A 17,574-nucleotide genomic window follows, 5' to 3' on the forward strand; every position below is an offset into this window, starting at 1 on the left:
AGTTTATTATCGAAAAAGGAGTGAAGATTTCATGTGGTTGATTAACTTAACGATTGTACTGCTTTTGATTCTAGCAAACGGTATTTTTGCGATGACCGAACTCGCTTTGCTTTCCTCAAAACGGTCGAAATTAGAGAAAGCAGCGAATGATGGCAAAAAGTCAGCCCATGTTGCGTTAGAGTTACTTGATCGACCAACCGATCTGTTATCGACTGTTCAAGTCGGCATCACGTTAATCGGCATCGTCAATGGTGCCTTTGGTGGTGCCGCTCTCTCAGGACCGGTCATCAAGTGGCTTGCTCAATTCGCGTGGCTCGCCCCTTATGCCAGTACGATCGGCTATATTCTCGTCGTAACGATCATCACCTATATTTCACTCGTCATCGGTGAACTCGTTCCTAAGCGTGTCGCCCTTGTCAGTCCAGAACGGGTCACGATGTGGCTTGCCCCACCGATGCGTTTTTTCTCGATTGTGCTTCGACCATTCATTTGGGTTCTAAGTAAGTCGACGAGTTCCATCTTCCGTTTGATTGGTCTGGATCGACTGCAAACAGAAGACGAGACGGAAGATGAAGTCCGGCAATTACTGATTCGTGGTACGCAAGAGGGAACCTTCAATCGGTCTGAAGCGGAGCAAGTCTCTCGTGTTTTTGATTTTCATGATTTGTACGCGTACGAACTGATGGAGCCGCGTACCGTTACCGAATGGATTGACTTAGCGGATGACTCCGATACGATCTTACAAGAGCTCCGGCAAGCGCGACATCGAAACTTACCGGTTGGTCATGGTGACTTGGATCACTTCGTCGGTTTCATCGATGCGAAAGAGGTGCTATCAACGGAACGACCTGTTCAAGAACTTGAACGGCTGATTCAATCACCGCTGATCGTTCCCCGTCAATTAAAAGCAACCGTCTTGCTTGAACGGATGCGCAAAGAGACGGTATCAATCGCATTTGTTCTCGATGAATACGGTGGTTTCCTCGGCATGATCACCTTATTCGACATCCTCGAAGCATTCGTTGGCGAAATTTCAAGCGTTGAGGAAGAACCGGAACTCGTCATGCGAAAGGATGGTTCCTTCCTCGCGGATGGTCTATTGCACATCGATGATTTAAAGCGGACGCTCGGTTATACAGAAGACTTACCCGGTGAACAGTTGAACGCCTATCATACGGTTGCTGGTTTGATTCTATATACGTTAGGTGATGTCCCCTCCCGTGGGAGTACTGTCGAAATTGGACCGTACCGGTTTGAAGTCGTTGATTTAGACGGACGACGCGTCGACCAAATTCTGATCGAGCGCATCGAACATGAACAAACACCCCTACCGTGAGGATAGGGGTGTTTGTCGTCAATCATGCTTCGTATAATCGTAACGCCTCTCGTGCGACACGATCTGCTTTGTTCTCCGACCGTGGAATCCACTTCACGAAAGCGAGTGGTAACAGTTGATAACGCGCAAAGGCAGGATCAAAAATCGTCTGCGTTCGTTTGTTCTTGACGAATTCGCGTTCGACTGCGAGTGCAACGGCTTCTGAATCCGTCCGAAACGAAATGACGCTCTCGCCTTGTGCAATCAGTTCGTGCGCCCACTCGACGGCTGTCGCAAAAGCAATAAATTCTGCTTCATGATTATTGATCGCTTGAATTTGATACATTTTTTCCGTGACTTCGCCCTCGGAATTTTTACTAAACAGCCCAACCGCCGCTTCATCATTTGAAGGACGGACCGTACCGTCAAAATAAAGTTCAACCATGTTCAATTGCCGCCTCGATTCCTTTTCGTATCGCTTGTTCATCCAGCCCTTTCCCAATGAAGACGAGCGTCGTCTTTGGTTGTTCGCTAAATGGTTCTCTGATTGCTGTGCCATAAATCATGCCAGTACCTTGTAAAATGACCTTTCGATCCGTATCTGCAAAATGAATGATTCCTTTATAGCGATAGAGATCTTCCGCATACGCTTCTAACACCTCACGTAGGACCATTCCAAATCGATTTCGGTTCAAGGGTCGTTCCTCGACAATCGTCAATGCCGTGAAATCCTCAACCGATTGATGAATCTGATCCGTTTGTTGACTGAGTCGTACTTGCTCTTCTTTTGGAAAATGGAACGTTTCAAACAGTCGGTCCGATTCAAGTTGAGCCTGTTCCGTTTCAATGATAGCTGCAGAAGGATTTCGTTCGCGAAGTAAAGCGGACAACGTTTCGCGCTTTGACTCGACAATCAAATCCATTTTATTCAGGATCAGGACGTCAGCAAAGCCGATTTGTTTCACATTTTCTTGGAACGTCAGTTGACGTTCCAAGTGATACGCATCGATGACCGTAACGACACTTGAAATCTGATAGGACTGTTCAACAGCCGGCTCAAAGTAGAATGTCTGTAGAATCGGCCCTGGATCAGCAACGCCTGTCGTCTCAATCAATAATCGATCAAACGATAACTCCCCATCTCGACGGCGTTTTGCGATCCGTAGCAACGCATCCCGTAAATCACCGCGAATCGAACAACAAATGCAACCATTCGTCAATTCGATCATCTCTTCGTCACTTCGTTCAATCAATGCTTCATCAATATGAACAGAACCTACTTCATTGACGAGCAAGGCAAACTTTTCTGTCGGTTGAGAAACGAGATGATTGAGTAGCGTAGTTTTACCGGCACCTAAAAAACCAGTAATGACGGTCGTACGTATTTTGTCTTGCATGATTTCACTCCTTAGCGTCCTTGTTGCTGACGCCATTTTTCTTTTCGTGCATCGAGTAGATCAATCGCATGAAGATACCAAGCATCTGTCGTTTGCGGCGTAACACTTGATCCCCACTCGCGTTTACCATGGTGTGATAATACCATATGCATGAGACGGTGATAAACAGCACGAGGTAATCGGATATCTTCTTCTCGAAGTGTTTGTTCGAGAACAAAACAACCATACGGCATATGACCCATCAATACACCGTCCGGATCAAGCGCAATACCCGCCAGTTCTTCCTCTTCTTCTGTTACGTGCAACAGTCTTGAAAAACGATCTGTCGATGCACCCGCATGCGTATACTCCCATAGCTTTCCGATGTCGTGCAATAAAATACCGAGCAACAACTCATTCGGATTCGGTCGTTGATCTAACAGAGCAATCCCTTTTGCCGCTTGATAGAGGGCATCAAAACTGTCATCCCAAGAAAATTGACGTATCTCTCGTTCAGCTGCTTGGAAGAGTTCATTTTTATGATCGGCTTCTGCTTCTTGAATACATTTGAGTAGCATCAAGTATGGTTGTTCACTATCACAAATTCCTCGACCAATCGTCATCATACAAGCAGTATGTTTCAGCAAACCACCGATATAGGCATGGTGATGAAACAGCGCAGCCGGTCGTGTTGAAAAATCCGCCCAGTACTGTCGCAGAATCGAGAGCGCGATTTCTTGGTAAGGAGAATCAAGTTGACCGACTAGTCCAAGCAACTGATCACGATACGTTTCAAGCGATTCATCTGCTGGTAATTGTGGTAGGAACTGCGTCGGTGAGGCGTCATGAATCGGAGTGACGCGCTGAACGGTCAATGACTTGTTTCCGGATTGCGGCGGATATTCCTCTACCTTTGCCTCGACCCGAACGATTCGTGTTTCGAGATATGGACGAAGTGCTTCTTCTGCCGTTCCTTGATTGATCCACTGTTTCCCCTTACAAGATCCAGCGGGCGAATTGAACGTGAACTGCAGCCATTCTCGTCCGGTTTGACCTGTGCGGATTTCACCCGAGGCAACGAGTAACACTTCTTCGATTCGTTCACCCGAAACAAGCGTCTCTATCGAAAGTCCAATCGGTTGATTCGATTGATGGATGGAAAAAGTATCATTTTCATAAGAAGGCATCGTCACTTCCGGAAGTGCTTTGAATAATTGAATCACGTCATCTCACTCCTTTTTCTTCACTCATATCATAGCAGACACGATTTCATCACGACTACTAGTAAACAGATATTGTAAGCGTTTTCTAAATGAATTATGATGAAACTGGAAGTCTATTTTATGCTTAAGGAGGAGAAACGATGATTCGACCACTTACTCAACTATACAGTGAAGCTGTTGGCACACTCGATCAATGGACGGTATCCGAAATCGTGACCCGCGATCAAATTCGGCAAGCTGTCCAGTTGTACGATCCATATCAAATGCATACGTCGTATGCTTTGGAACATTTGTTGATTCATGAATTGCGTGAGGCTTGTCATTATGTCCAAGAACAAGGGCTAACGTTGGCTGATGCGCAAACAGAGCTTCTCATCCTCTCTGCTTTCCAAAGTGATGCCGGCTATCAAGCAGAGGAAATTCAAGATATGTCTCCCACTGCAATCAAACGGCACTTATCTTCGCTAGACGCCGCCTTCAACCGACTATTACATCAACTATTTTTACATCAATCGCAACCAGACATCCTCTGTCAGCGATTCATGACGATCCTTTCAGGTGCGGTCGCCACAAAATGTGCAATCCGTGCTAAACGCCTCAAGGAAGCGACACTTGTTCATCCATAAAAAAAATCCTGACTCATGTGAGTCAGGATTTTTCATTCAACGACCTGGCATTCCAGCTCCTTGATTGGTTTTGTATGAAAATGCGGCGTTCCGCTTCGTCATATTCTATATTCATCATGCCAAACTATTCAAGGTCTGTCAATTCTTTTCTAAAAAAAAGTGGACCGATTTTCGATTGAAAATCAGTCCGAATGGAAGAGTGAATAATTACCATGGCAATGCTTGATTTCATCATACAATGCAATGGAAGCGTTTACAACCCCTTTTCGTTAAATTTTTTCAAGAAAATATTCGTTTGCGAGTGGCAAGTGGATGACTTCGATTCCACTTTGTCGCATGAGATTCAATCCGTCCCCATATTCATAACCTGTCGAATAAACGACACGATCGATTTTAGAAGCGATGAGCGCTAAACTACACGCATGACACGGACTATGTGTGACATAAGCTGTTGCATGACGAGCGCTCGTCGAATCAGCTGCTAGCTTACCGAGCGCGTTGATTTCAGCATGAATCTCATGTTGCTTCGACCATTCATGGTGTTCTTCCTGATTTTCGCACCGATAAAAGAGAATCCCGTTTCGTTCAATCAATTCTTCAACAATCGGGTGGTCAGGACGCGATGTATAGAGAATACCATCTTGCTTTAAGTAAATTTCGTTGCAATTCACATGCTGACTAGGTGTTCCGTTTATTCCAATTGAAATCGGCTTTTCATCTTTGACGATGACACAGGCAACGGATTTTGAGGCACATTTTGAATGACGGTCTGCCATCATCCGTGCGAATAATAACCATGTCGTATCCCATTTCAACTGCTTCTCTTCATTATTCATTCAAACTCTCCTTTCATGAAGGAAAGGAACACGAAATGTCGTGTTCCTTAGTATGGTCGATTCGGTAATTCTCTGCTTTTTGAGGCGACTTCGATGACTTTTTGTTTCAATTCATTCTCCATTCGCTCTAGTTCATGCTCTGCGTCGCGGCGCTTTTGTTTTCCTTCTTGTTGAATGCGTAATGTCTCATCCAGTGTCTCGATCAAGTTTTGGTGCGCCACTTTTAACGATTCAACGGATACGATACCTTTTTCGTTTTCTTCCGCAATTTCAATCGACGATTCCTTCAGCAACTTCGAATTTTGCTCAAGTAACTGGTTCGTCGTATTGGTGACATCCTTCTGCATTTCAAGCGCTGCTTTTTGACGCGACAGACTCAAAGATAGGACAACTTGGTTCTTCCAAAGTGGAATCGTATTGACGACTGCTGATTCAATTTTTTCCGCTAGAATTTGGTTATTTTGTTGAATGACACGAATTTGCGGTGCCATCTGCAAGCTAATCGTTCGGGATAATTTTAAATCATGGATTTTCTTTTCAAAACGATCCGTCAATTGAATCAAGTCATTCAATTCCTGTAACTTCGTTTGATCCCGCGATACCTCGACTTCCGTTCGTAACGGTTCGATTTCATGTTGACGAACGTGAGCGATTTTCGTCTCGCCAGCTGCAATATAGACGTTTAATTCTTCGAAATAACGCTTGTTCTTTTGATACATTTGATCGAGTAACGTGATGTCCTTCATCAATCCAAATTTTGATCGATCAAGATTGTGTACGACTTCTTCGAGATAAGCGCTCATTTTCTCGTATTGCAAGAAATACGTTTCCGCTTTTTTCTTCGCCCGACCGATGACCGGCACGTTCGACCAGAAGCTCTTTTTTTCTTGAAGCGTATCTGGATCCATTTGGCGGACACGCTGCATTAAGTCACTCAGCAATTTCCCTGCTTCCCCGCCGTCCTTCATCTTCACCTCACTTAAGACTTGATCAGAGAATTGTGATAGTTCACGCTGGACTGGCGCCCCGAATTGCATGACGGCATCCGTTTTTTGTAGATCGATCACCTGCAGTAGACGTTCAATCTTTTGTCGTTGTTCTGCCGGAACATCCGAAGGAATCATTTCTTCGACAGGGCGAGCCGGCATTTTGGGCGGTGTCTCCGCTACGTTTAAGTCGACCGACGGATCAGAAATCGTCGGTTGATCTTGCTCATCAGGCCATTGTTGCCATGTATCTTTATCAGAATGGGTCATGTCGGTAACTCTCCTCCTGTTTTCGTTGTTCAGTCTCTTGCGTCAACACCTTTTCAATCGTCAAGAGTTCCCGTTCTAAATCAACGGTATCCCCTTCAAGCAACAAGGTTTGTTGTTGCTTTAATTTTTGTCCGATCATTTTCAAGTTCGAAATCAATTGATTTTTCGTATCCAATTGAACTTGAGCGCCACGGCGTTCCAAATCGGCATATTTTTCTGAAATCGACAATAAGGAATCCAGATAGAACGTAAAGAAGTCCCGAACTTTTTTGACGTCGCGTGGACTTTCATATAACTCCTCGAACAAGACATGTGCTTCCCGTGAGACGATCCGCATCTCACTTCTGATTTCACCATCTCGAATCGAGGGAACGATTTGATCGTACGTCTGGATTTTTGTGAATCCTTCTTCGATCGTCCGTTGCAATACTTGAAGTTCTAAATCATCCGTCTCTTCAAATCGGCGTGTCGCCCGTTCCGGTTTTAAAATGACACTTCCGACGAACTCATCTTCGTCATCAAGTAGTAATTTCTTTTTCACATTTTTCCGCTTGATTTCGGTCGATTTCCGTTCTGTCCGATATCGTCGACCTGGTTTTGTTCGATAACCGCTCCAAATGAACCACAAACCAAGAGCGATGAAGATTCCCGAGAAGTTGAACGTATCGGCCAATTGTAGAAATACGAACATCATACCGATGGAACCAAATATCCACCATGAAGACTTCATGTCATCCCCTCTTCCTTCGTACTGATTCTTCTATCAGGTTTACGTGTCTTTATTTTAACATTACGTAACGTCTAACAAAAAGTTTCCCGTTTTTGCGAAATGTTATGCCTCGTGTATTTATATTTCAACATACTTTTAAAAATATCGCATCAGACCGAAGAATGAACTATCCGTTCTTTCTTTCGCATGATTCTTTTGACAACAAATAAGGTAGTCGACAAAATTGTCGACTACCTTAAAAAAGTGATCAATTATCCGAATAATGGCCATACAAGGATGATCAAAATCGCGATTGGACTCAAGTAACAAACACTCACACGCCACACAGGTACGATTTTTTTCATGAATGGACTCGTCACGAGTTCCTGTTCGACAAGAGTACGATCGAGCTTGTACCCAGCAAAAATCGAAATCAGTAAAGCACCAATCGGCATTAAAATATTCGAGACAAGGAAATCAACGCTGTCAAAGAACGTTTTCCCCATGAATTGAGCATCACTCAACATACCAAACGAGAGTGCGGACGGAATTCCGACGATCGCAATCGCAAGTGTCGCGAACCATGTCGTCCGCTTTTTATCACGCGATGTCGCATTCTCCTTACGATCCGTTAATGAAGCAACAACGACCTCAAGCATAGCAATCGATGACGTGATCGATGCGAAAGCAAATAGAAGGAAGAACAGTGTTAAGAACAACGAGCCAAACTGGATCTGACTGAAAACAGTCGGCAATACGATGAAAAGCAATGCCGGTCCTTCTGCAGGGTCAAGACCCGAAGCAAAAACAGCTGGGAAAATCGCGAATCCAGCTAATAATGAGACGGCGACATTCATCGCGACGATCCATGCGGCGGAACGATTAATCTCGCCACGTTCCTTCATGTAGGAAGCATACGTCAGCATCGCCGATACACCGAGCGATAAGGAGAAGAACGCTTGGCCAAGCGCACTCAGGACAGAAGTTCGGTTGAGGACCGAAAAATCAGGCTGTATGAAGAATTTAACACCTTCCATTGCACCATCAAGTGTCAATGATCGAACGACAAGGATGATGAAGCACACGAATAATAATGGCATCATGATTTTACTCATTTTTTCAATACCGGATTGAACACCACGTAAGACGATCCAACATGTCAAAGCGAGGAAAATCAATTGCCCTGAAATGACATATAACGGTGAGGCGGAAATCGTTCCGAACAATTCACCAAGCGCACCACTGTCCATCGTCGTCAGGCGACCTGTGAAACCAAGAATGGTATAAATCAAGACCCATCCTCCGATGACGCTGTAGAAAGAGAGCAACAAGAAACAAGCGATGACACCAAGTACACCAATGAATGTGAACTTCTTATGACCAAGTGCCGAGAACGCTTGAAGTGCTGTTTTTCCACTCGTACGACCGATTAAAAACTCGGCAATTAAAACGGGCAGTCCAAGTAATAAGGTAAACACGAGGAACAAGAGTAAAAACGCGCCTCCTCCGTTCGTTCCAGTCGTGTACGGGAATTTCCAGATGGCCCCCAGACCAATGGCGGATCCCGCTGCTGCTAAAATAAATCCAACTTTTGAAGCCCATGCGTTTCCTTTCATGGTGCTCCACCTCCTTTTCAAAATACTTTTTCATTGTACAGAAAGAATCATTGAAAGTCATCCTTTATCAAATATTTTCTTTAAAGCGTCAAAGCATAACCGCATATATGTACTGAAAGATAAAAAAGAAGGCCGTTTTTTATGACGACCTTCTTTTCATTCATTACTTTATATTATTGTGTGCCTCCATACATGCGCAGATACTCCGGCAATACTTTAACCGTAACCGGCGTATGGATGGCTTTCTCACCATCTGTATCGATGACTTTTGCGTCTTTTGTTTTCAACTGAAACCCACTCGTCAAGATATGTGTAAAGGAAGGATCATTGGCAAGACCAATTTTTTGAAGGATCACATCTCGAATAGTTGTCAAGTTTACTTCATCGACGATCACTAAATCAAGTTTGCCGTCATTATAGGCTCCATCTGATAAGTTCGTCTCGATTCCACCGAGCGATTCTCCGTTTGCTGCAAGAATGAGAACCGCTTCGCCGGTCATGTGACGGCCTTCATCTAAAATCAGTTCATATTCGAAGGGTTGTGCTTCTAGACTTGAGCGAATCGTCGATAGATAATATCCCATCTTCCCGAGGCGTGCTTTTTCTTCTGTATCGATGCCAATCGATGCCTCTGCGACAAGACCGACACCAAGGAAATTCAAGAAATAGCTATTTTCGACTTGTCCGAGATCGACCTGAACAACGTGTTGCATCGCGATCGCTTCTGCAGCAAGCCGAGGAGCCATCGGTAAACCAAGCGTTCGAGCGAAGTCGTTACAGGTCCCTCCAGGAATGATGCCGAGTATCGGGCGATCATCCAGTTTTGCGATCCCGTTGATTGTCTCGAACACCGTTCCATCTCCACCGATGACGACGACCGCATCAAATGCGGACGAATCTTCCGCAAATTGCATCGCATCTCCAGCTTGCTTCGTATTCTTGATGACGATTTCATCGAATAATGTACTTAATGGTTCGATGACTTCTCCAAGTAAACCCGTGCCGTTCGTCCCAGCTGTCGGGTTACTGATCAGTAAAAGTTTCATTGAATGACGCCTTCCTTCTTCAGGTAATCACGGGCGACCTCATTCGCCGTCTTCCCGCCGTATGCGACAGCTTCATTCATTTTTGACATCTCTTCATCTGAAATTTTACCTGACAATTGCTCAAGTGCTTGTTTTACTTCTGGATACTCCTCGATCGTCTCTTGTCGCAGAAGAGGAGCTCCTTCATATGGAGGGAATAGTTGCTGATCGTCTTTTAAGACGACCATGTCGTATTTCGCAATCTCCGGATCTGTCGAGTAGGCATCAATGACATCGATCTCACCTGACTCGATTGCTTTATAGCGCAATTTTGGTTCCATCGTGACGACTTTCTGGAAATTGACATCATATTTATCTTGAATCCCTTTATACCCATCCTGTCGATCCTTAAATTCTAACGTGAATCCAGCCGTCAACTGATTCGCGACCTGTTTTAAATCAGAGATCGTCTTCAAATCGTAGCGTTCTGCTAATTTCTTTGGAACAGCTACAGCATAGGTATTGTTATAGTTCATCGGTGGTAGCAAGGCTAAATCTTGTTTTTCAAGACCGGCTTTTGCCTGTTCATACACTTCTTTTGCATCATTCGACTTCGGTTTTTCATTCGTCAAACTAGCGAGAACTGTTCCTGTGAACTCTGGATACGCATCGATATCACCTGATTCGAGTGCCTTATAGACGAAGGTCGTCTTCCCGAAGTTCGGTTTGACTTGTACCGTCAAATCCGTTTCATCTTCAATGACGATCTTATACATGTTCATTAAAATTTCCGGTTCTACACCTAGTTTTCCAGCGACGACGAGATCTGGTCGTTCACTGCGACCGAAGGCAAAAGGTGCGACGACGATCGCAACCATCAAGACGACTGCCGTCACGAGACGTGCTGTTTGTCGTTTACGTGTCGCTACTTCCGTTTGACGTAATAAGCCATCAAATAAAAGCGCGAGCAGTGCTGCCGGAATCGCACCGAGCAATAATAGATAGTTATCGTTACGGTCAATCCCGAGGAGAATGATCGAGCCTAATCCTCCAGCACCAATCAAGGCAGCAATCGTCGCCGTACCAATGATCAGTACCATCGCGGTCCGAATCCCGGCCATCATAACAGGTAAAGCTAGTGGGAGCTCGACTTTCCAAAGGCTCTGCATCGGAGTCATCCCACATGCGCGTGCCGCTTCCTTAATCGAAGGATCAACTTCGGCAAGCCCTGTATAAGTGTTTCGAACGATCGGTAATAAAGAATACAAGACAAGTGCAATAATCGACGGGACTGTACCGATTCCGACAAGTGGTATCATCAGACCGAGTAACGCGAGTGATGGAATCGTCTGGATGACAGAGGTTACACCAATCGACCACTCACTCAGACGTTTGTTACGTGATAAGTAAATCCCAAGCGGAATAGCGATTACACAGGCAATGAGCAAGGAGATAACAGATAATTGGATATGTTCGATCAACGCTTGAAGCAATTCAGTCTTCCGGTCTTGATACGTTTCGATCAATCCATTCATTCGACACTCCCCCTGACTTGACGCATGAATTCTTGAACGAACGGATCGTTACTTGCTAATACCTCTTCCTTTGTACCGATGAAAGCAATCTCTCCAGCGTTCATCAGACAGATACGACTGCCTAGTTTCAACGCTTCGTTCATATCGTGCGTGACGAACAAAATTGTTTTACCAAGCTCTTCGTTTAGATGCAACAAATCATTTTGTAGTTGTTCACGTGAAATGGGATCAAGCGCAGAAAATGGTTCGTCCATCAAGATGACGTCTTGTTCTGCTGCGAGTGCCCGCATAACCCCAACACGTTGTTGTTGTCCACCAGAGAGTTCACTTGGATATTTTTTCTTAAGTGAGGTATTTAACCCAGTCAACCGAAATAATTCATCGACCCGTTGTACTACTTTCTCCTTATTCCACTTCAATAACTCAGGCACGACGCTGACGTTCTCCTCAATCGTCATATGTGGAAAGAGGGCAATCTGTTGTAAGACATAGCCAATTCGCCGACGGAGTTCATGTTCATTGATCGACATGATCGGTTCACCATCGATCCAAATTTGTCCTTCCGTATGATCAATCAATCGATTGACCATTTTCATCGTCGTTGTTTTACCGCACCCTGAAGGGCCAATCAAACAAAAAATCTCGCCTTGTTCAACCGTAAAATTCACGTGTTGCACTGCCTTTGTTCCGTCTGCATACGTTTTGCCGACATCCTTGAATTCAATCACGAACCATCCCTCGTTTCCCGGTTTATTATCTTTGTAAAATTCCCCTTTCTTAGACATTCTAAAACCTATTCCGTTCACTCTTTCCCCTGTTTTCTAAATCCAACATCGAACAGTTCGTTATTATATTCTTCATCAAAACAAAAAAGACGATGGAAACTATCCATCGCCTAACCATATACGTCTCTTATTCGAACGTCACCGTGACTTGACGGCGACCCCATTCTAAAGCTTCTTGTTTTGAACCGACAAGAAGATCCATGATTTTCCCGCGAATCGCACCACCTGTATCAAGCGCAATCGCATCGCCGAAACCTTCTACATGTACCTTAGTTCCAAGCGGTACGACCGATGGATCGACAGCAACGATGCGACGTCCTTCGTATGTAATCGTATTCGTGACGTCATAACCCGATGCCGTTAAGGCACGACCATTATACAAACGGCTTCCATTGTTTTCTGGATTCGTCGTATATGCTGTCGTCTCAAATGTTTCCGTACGTTTTGTGGAACGGTCAGCGTTTGCTTGTGTTCGACTTTGTTTCTTTACCTGTTGTGCTTCCTTTTTGGCTTCTTGTGCTGCTTTTGCTTTTTGCTCTGCTTTTGCTTTTTGCTTAGCCAAGGCTTTTAGACGCGCTTGTTTTTTCGCCTCTGCTTGTTCACGCTTTTCTTGAGCAGCTTGGCGTTTCATCTCTAATGGATTTTGTACGATCGTCTTCTCCGTACCGATCCCGATTTGTGCTGCCGATGCTTCATGATGCGGCAAAAGAATAAATATGAATCCCGTTAAACAAAGGGATAAAAGGAATGATGTTCGTTTCATGTTGATGCCAACCTTTCTCGCCGTTTTACGACCCGCACAACGTATCATGGTGACAAATAGTTTGAAAAGCGAACACTATAAATTGAAATATATCTGTCAAAAAGTAACGAAATGGTTACACGCTTACAAAAAACGCTCTCAATCGTTGTGTATCAACGTTTTTATATTTTGTAACCGTTCTGTTACGAATTAGTCTTTGTTACTCTTTTGTAATAAATGTATCTTTTCGATGTTTTCAGTCATTTTGTCCAATTCTTCAAAAATTAAAAGAATGTATGATTTCATTATTATTCAGTTCACTGGATGATCATAAAAAAGCACACCAATTATATGGTGTGCTTTCATACATTATTTTGTTTTACGTTCTAACAATTCAATCTCTGACTTTAATAAGACTTGTTTTTCGAACTCTAAGCCGAGTGCCTCAAAGTTTTTCGTGTGGGATACATCACCAACGACCGTATTTGTCAATACAGCCGTTACTTCTGCTACCCAGCCTTCTTTCGTTTTTACCATATCGCCAACGATATAATCGAATAACTCTTCTGTTTCTTCCATTTGACTCATCTCCTGACACGTTCAATTACAGTTAATCATATAAAATAACGACCGAAAAAGCTAGTCACGCGTCAATTGAGCCAAGAACTGGCGCAAGATTTTAGCGGTTAATCCCCAAATCAGATAATCACCGTGCTCATAAAAATGCTCCGTGACTGTATACGTACGATCCAGGTATGCTTCTCGATTCGCCATGCGTTCGGTCGGCACTTCCTTACCAGGGCGAATCCGCCACTCCATATCTCCTTTAATCGGCTTCGAAGTCATTAATTCCGTTAATGACACGAGAAACACATGATCGACTTCGGCCGGAGAAGGATTAAAGTCTGTCGCATGGAGAATGCCAAGATACGGGTAAATGATCGACCGGTTCGGTGTCACGAGTGGTTCTAGCGTTCCAATCACTTCGATCTCAGAAGCACTGACATTTAATTCTTCGACCGTTTCACGGATAGCCGCTGCTTTCGGTAATTCACCGCCATCGATCCGACCACCCGGAAAAGCGATTTCACCTGGTTGCGAACGTAATGTCTTGGCTCGTACTTGAAATAACAAATAGACTTCGCCATCCTGCTCAACTAACGGAACGAGTACGGCTGCCGCATGACGAGGTAAACGTTCTTCAGAATCTACGTAATGCTTTCGGATATCGGCTAAGTTCACCTGTTTCATCGCCCTTCTTGTGCAACGTGTTGGTACGCCTCTTCCAGATGGCGCATACGGACGATGAGATCCGCATTCTTAGCAATCCGGTCCGATAAAATCGATCCTGCTACCGTCTTGTAATAGGCGTTTAAGGCATGTCGTTTCGTCAGATGTGCCTCGTTCTGACGGATGTATTCCTTAAAATTCGCAATCAATCGTTCTGTCGTAAAAAGTTGTTCGTTCACAAGTTTCATCCTTTCACACGTCAAGCGTGTCATCAATAGTTTAATGGTAACGAGTTTTGGCTAAGATGTAAATTAAGGGGGGTTATCCGTGAATAAAAAATTAGATGTCCTCATTATCGGTGCCGGACCAACCGGTTTAACACTCGCACTCGCACTCTCGCGCTATGGATTATCCTTTCGCATCGTCGAACGTGCAAGCGGACCATCCGTCGTCTCAAAAGCGATTGGGATTCAAGCGCGTTCTCTGGAGTTGTTCGCAAGGCTTGGTGTTGCAGAAGACTTGATGGAGAATGCGATTAAAATCAATCAAGGAAACCTCTATGTCAATGGCGCATGGCAGGCAAAACTTGATTTTACGGATTTGAACACACCCTTTCCGTTCGTCACGCTGTTACCTCAAAGTGAGACGGAACGGATTCTTGAAGCACGACTCGCCACATATGGACACGTAGTCGAGCGCGAAACAGAATTAACAGGGTTTGCTCAATTTCCAACGTTCGTTACTGCATCCTTACAACATAAAGGAGAAACAGAGACGGTCGATGCTTCCTTCATTATCGGAGCAGATGGCGCGAACAGCTTCGTCCGTCGAGAGCTCGGACTCCCATTCAGTGGAAAGTCGTTCAAAGAATCGTGGGCACTGGCTGACATCGAGGTCGACTGGCCGCTCTCTTCTGAGGAGGTTCATATCTTCTTCTCTGATCATGGCGTCATCGAGTCTTTCCCACTTCAGTCGAACTTGTTCCGGATTACCGGCAATCTAACGAGCGGACCTGTTCCGACCGACCATAAAGCGATTGACGATTTTTTACAAAATCGAGCCAAAGTACCGTTTGAGCTCAAAAAAGTCCATTGGTATTCCATGTTTCGCGTCCATAACCGGATTATCGAGAAATTCGGACACCACCGGATTTATTTGATCGGGGATGCAGCACACATCAATTCACCCGTCGGTGGTCAAGGAATGAATACCGGAATTGCTGATGCGATGAACCTCGCTTGGAAACTATGGTGTGTCCATCAGTTTAAGGCGAGTTTTCCGTTACTTGATTCTTATAGCGTCGAACGTCGAGAAGCGGCACAAGGGATCTTACGATCAACCAATCTTGCGACGGAACTTTTGCAAATCAATATTCCTTTTTTATTGCCCTTGCAGGAAAAAGTCATTCGAAATAGTCTCAAGATCGCACCCTTACATCATTTCGTGACGAACCGAATTGCACAGCTTAACAGCCACTACCCAGCGAGTTCGACCTTCGTCACACAAGGACACTTTAGTCCATTGACACCAAAACCAGGTGAACCGATGCCTTACAGTGAAGTCGTTCACCCGCGGACGAAAAAGAACGAACTATTGTTACGTCGTGCCGATCGGAATTTCTTATTACTACTGTTCTTACCAAAAAATGCAACCGATGATCTTCTTGAGCCATTCAAGGAACTCGCCTATACCTATCCCGATCTATTTGAGACAGTACCGATCCATCAATCCCTTAAAGAGGATGGTGTCGTCGATCAAGGCGGTGAACTGGCACGACGCTTTGGCATCAAGCAATCCGGATTATATTTAATTCGCCCTGACGGTTATATCGCGTATCGCCAACAAGGTTTGAAAAGTAAATCGTTCGCCCGCTATGTTGAACGTTTACTTTATGCGCGTTAACTCGGTATGATAGTAAATGAGGTGAAGGCAAAGATGGATATACAGCTAGTTCGAACGGTTTTAATCATTCTTTTAGTCATTGCATTTCTCGTCATCGTCAGCAGACGAACGAAGGAAAACCTTCGATGGTCACTAATCGGGGAAGCATTTGGTGAAAAAAGAGAAGATTTATTAAAGGACGCTGCGCGACTCGAAGCAGCTGACTTAGAGATTCGAGTCGAACGCGGCGTCAAAACTTCGTTTTTATTCCGACGTTTCAGTAAAGACTTGGATGATCGCGTAGCGGTGTATGTCTTGAAAGAAGACTTGGATCAAGCTGAAGACATTCTTGCGTCTCGACCAAGACGATGAATTCAAACGAAAAGGCAGTGAAGCGAGCGCTTCACTGCCTTTGTTCATTCCTGTTGCTGCGCGAGATAAAACGCAACTTGTTTTCGTTCTTGCTCTTGAACAGGGGAGGATTTCTTTGAGACGATGAACGCCCGCACATCTTTAAAGCTGTGCCCCGTCGGGAATTTAATTCGTTCCGTCCGCATCTGTGGTGCATTCGGAAAAAGTGTAATGCCATGAATCGGAATGATGATCCCTTGTTCTTTTAGCGTTTTTCGAACCGCTTGAACGATTTGTTTCGACTGATGGATGGGATGAGGTGCAAACACTTTTCTTCCATGCTCAGAATCCATGACATGACAAGATTCCTCCGTCATCCATTCTACGACCGCATCGTTTTGTAACACGAGGAACAATCCTTTTGGTCCGATCAGCGCAAAAGGAATGACAATCGTGTCAGAAAGACGAATCCGATCAAACAACATCCAATCAAAACGACAAACATGACGGATTTCATTACAGAGTACATCCGTCTCACTCGTCGTCGTACTCACTTGTTTACTTGCAAAAAAACGACGGCGCGGTGGTTCAGGAACAGAAGCAGTCATGACTTGTAACATGGTTCATCATCCTTTGTAGTATGTATTATTAGTTATCTTAACACCGTTTTCGTTCAGATGACGATTCTTTCAAAAAGAAGGAAATAAAAAAGACACTTCTGATCTGACAGAAATGTCTTTTTTGATGCGTCAATCTTGGTGCGGACGTCCGAAAACGGCCTTCTCTAGATTCGAAATACGACGTAACATATCATAGTTCGATGAACTTGATACTTGTGGTTCCGCTTGTTCGACGCGGCGTTCTTCACGTCTTACCGGTTGTGCTGGTGCTTGTTTTAACGCCTCGTTCTCTTTCTTGAGACGTTCGATCTCACGTTCGAATCCTTCATAATCTTTAATGATTTGATCCAAGTATCCATCGACATCTTCGATGACATAGCCACGGAGGCCGGTTTTGAATTCCTTTTTGTAAATATCGTCCGCTGTCAACAATGGCTTATACATCCTC

General features: G+C 44.5%; 20 protein-coding genes. 4 read left to right on the forward strand and 16 right to left on the reverse strand.

What is annotated here, in order from left to right; translation table 11 throughout:
- The first annotated feature begins 31 nt into the window (after positions 1-31).
- Positions 32-1,336, forward strand: coding sequence for a hemolysin family protein (locus KNQ09_RS06095; protein WP_055968472.1), 1,305 nt, complete (start codon positions 32-34; stop codon positions 1,334-1,336).
- Positions 1,337-1,358: 22 nt separating this feature from the next.
- On the opposite strand, the gene KNQ09_RS06100 is transcribed toward KNQ09_RS06095, so the two are convergent.
- From KNQ09_RS06100 to KNQ09_RS17590, 3 genes are read right to left on the reverse strand one after another with little or no spacing between them, the layout of a single operon-like run.
- Positions 1,359-1,760, reverse strand: coding sequence for a reverse transcriptase-like protein (locus KNQ09_RS06100; protein ID WP_214857883.1), 402 nt, complete (start codon positions 1,758-1,760; stop codon positions 1,359-1,361).
- Positions 1,753-2,712 carry a CobW family GTP-binding protein gene (locus KNQ09_RS06105; RefSeq protein ID WP_214857884.1) on the reverse strand — a complete coding sequence of 320 codons (960 nt, stop codon included), beginning with the start codon at positions 2,710-2,712 and terminating at the stop codon, positions 1,753-1,755. Before KNQ09_RS06105 ends, KNQ09_RS06100 begins: the two co-directional genes overlap by 8 nt.
- A gap of 11 nt (positions 2,713-2,723) precedes the next feature.
- Entirely contained in the window at positions 2,724-3,914 is a 1,191-nt protein-coding gene (locus tag KNQ09_RS17590; RefSeq protein WP_214857885.1) for an HD domain-containing protein, read from the reverse strand.
- A gap of 140 nt (positions 3,915-4,054) precedes the next feature.
- On the opposite strand from KNQ09_RS17590, the gene KNQ09_RS06115 reads away from it, so the two are divergent.
- On the forward strand, positions 4,055-4,540 hold the full coding sequence (locus tag KNQ09_RS06115) for a hypothetical protein (RefSeq protein WP_064299688.1): 486 nt from the start codon (positions 4,055-4,057) through the stop codon (positions 4,538-4,540).
- A gap of 269 nt (positions 4,541-4,809) precedes the next feature.
- Here KNQ09_RS06115 and KNQ09_RS06120 read toward each other — a convergent pair whose 3' ends face one another.
- The 11 genes from KNQ09_RS06120 to yvfG all read right to left on the reverse strand — a co-directional run bounded on the left by KNQ09_RS06120 (position 4,810) and on the right by yvfG (position 14,513).
- Positions 4,810-5,376 carry a deoxycytidylate deaminase gene (locus KNQ09_RS06120; RefSeq protein ID WP_064299687.1) on the reverse strand — a complete coding sequence of 189 codons (567 nt, stop codon included), beginning with the start codon at positions 5,374-5,376 and terminating at the stop codon, positions 4,810-4,812.
- 47 nt (positions 5,377-5,423) lie between these two features.
- The gene (locus KNQ09_RS06125) at positions 5,424-6,632 is read right to left on the reverse strand and encodes a toxic anion resistance protein (RefSeq protein WP_023468594.1); all 1,209 of its coding nucleotides are present in this window, start codon (positions 6,630-6,632) and stop codon (positions 5,424-5,426) included.
- Positions 6,619-7,362 carry a 5-bromo-4-chloroindolyl phosphate hydrolysis family protein gene (locus KNQ09_RS06130; protein ID WP_050677413.1) on the reverse strand — a complete coding sequence of 248 codons (744 nt, stop codon included), beginning with the start codon at positions 7,360-7,362 and terminating at the stop codon, positions 6,619-6,621. The genes KNQ09_RS06125 and KNQ09_RS06130 overlap by 14 nt, the downstream gene beginning before the upstream one ends.
- A 251-nt stretch (positions 7,363-7,613) precedes the next feature.
- A complete protein-coding gene (locus KNQ09_RS06135) occupies positions 7,614-8,957 on the reverse strand; it encodes a sodium-dependent transporter (protein ID WP_214805123.1) in 1,344 nt (447 codons plus the stop codon).
- A gap of 173 nt (positions 8,958-9,130) precedes the next feature.
- Positions 9,131-10,003: a diacylglycerol/lipid kinase family protein gene (locus KNQ09_RS06140; RefSeq protein ID WP_195864827.1), complete on the reverse strand. Its 873-nt coding sequence runs from the start codon at positions 10,001-10,003 to the stop codon at positions 9,131-9,133.
- Positions 10,000-11,517: an ABC transporter permease/substrate-binding protein gene (locus tag KNQ09_RS06145; RefSeq protein ID WP_214857887.1), complete on the reverse strand. Its 1,518-nt coding sequence runs from the start codon at positions 11,515-11,517 to the stop codon at positions 10,000-10,002. Before KNQ09_RS06145 ends, KNQ09_RS06140 begins: the two co-directional genes overlap by 4 nt.
- On the reverse strand, positions 11,514-12,245 hold the full coding sequence (locus tag KNQ09_RS06150) for an ABC transporter ATP-binding protein (RefSeq protein ID WP_214857889.1): 732 nt from the start codon (positions 12,243-12,245) through the stop codon (positions 11,514-11,516). Before KNQ09_RS06150 ends, KNQ09_RS06145 begins: the two co-directional genes overlap by 4 nt.
- Before the next feature lie 184 nt (positions 12,246-12,429).
- Positions 12,430-13,065, reverse strand: a complete 636-nt coding sequence (locus KNQ09_RS06155) for a 3D domain-containing protein (RefSeq protein ID WP_064299685.1) — start codon at positions 13,063-13,065, stop codon at positions 12,430-12,432.
- A gap of 348 nt (positions 13,066-13,413) precedes the next feature.
- Positions 13,414-13,623, reverse strand: coding sequence for a hypothetical protein (locus KNQ09_RS06160; RefSeq protein ID WP_023468601.1), 210 nt, complete (start codon positions 13,621-13,623; stop codon positions 13,414-13,416).
- Positions 13,624-13,683: 60 nt separating this feature from the next.
- Complete coding sequence (locus tag KNQ09_RS06165) at positions 13,684-14,295, reverse strand: NUDIX hydrolase (RefSeq protein ID WP_058704911.1); 612 nt, start codon at positions 14,293-14,295, stop codon at positions 13,684-13,686.
- Positions 14,292-14,513 (reverse strand): protein YvfG, encoded by a 222-nt coding sequence (gene yvfG, locus KNQ09_RS06170; RefSeq protein WP_023468603.1) that lies wholly within the window; start codon positions 14,511-14,513, stop codon positions 14,292-14,294. The genes KNQ09_RS06165 and yvfG overlap by 4 nt, the downstream gene beginning before the upstream one ends.
- Before the next feature lie 88 nt (positions 14,514-14,601).
- Here yvfG and KNQ09_RS06175 point away from each other — a divergent pair, with 88 nt between their 5' ends.
- Complete coding sequence (locus KNQ09_RS06175; protein ID WP_050677419.1) at positions 14,602-16,176, forward strand: FAD-dependent monooxygenase; 1,575 nt, start codon at positions 14,602-14,604, stop codon at positions 16,174-16,176.
- Positions 16,177-16,209: 33 nt separating this feature from the next.
- Positions 16,210-16,527 carry a hypothetical protein gene (locus KNQ09_RS06180; RefSeq protein ID WP_214857891.1) on the forward strand — a complete coding sequence of 106 codons (318 nt, stop codon included), beginning with the start codon at positions 16,210-16,212 and terminating at the stop codon, positions 16,525-16,527.
- 44 nt (positions 16,528-16,571) lie between these two features.
- Here the strand turns inward: KNQ09_RS06180 and KNQ09_RS06185 are convergent, their stop codons facing one another.
- Both KNQ09_RS06185 and gpsB read right to left on the reverse strand, forming a co-directional pair.
- Entirely contained in the window at positions 16,572-17,126 is a 555-nt protein-coding gene (locus tag KNQ09_RS06185) for a nuclease-related domain-containing protein (protein ID WP_214857893.1), read from the reverse strand.
- 129 nt (positions 17,127-17,255) lie between these two features.
- Entirely contained in the window at positions 17,256-17,570 is a 315-nt protein-coding gene (gpsB, locus tag KNQ09_RS06190; RefSeq protein WP_050677422.1) for a cell division regulator GpsB, read from the reverse strand.
- Positions 17,571-17,574: the final 4 nt, after the last annotated feature.

The organism is Exiguobacterium sp. s191, from assembly GCF_018618955.1.
Taxonomy (GTDB): domain Bacteria; phylum Bacillota; class Bacilli; order Exiguobacteriales; family Exiguobacteriaceae; genus Exiguobacterium_A; species Exiguobacterium_A abrahamii.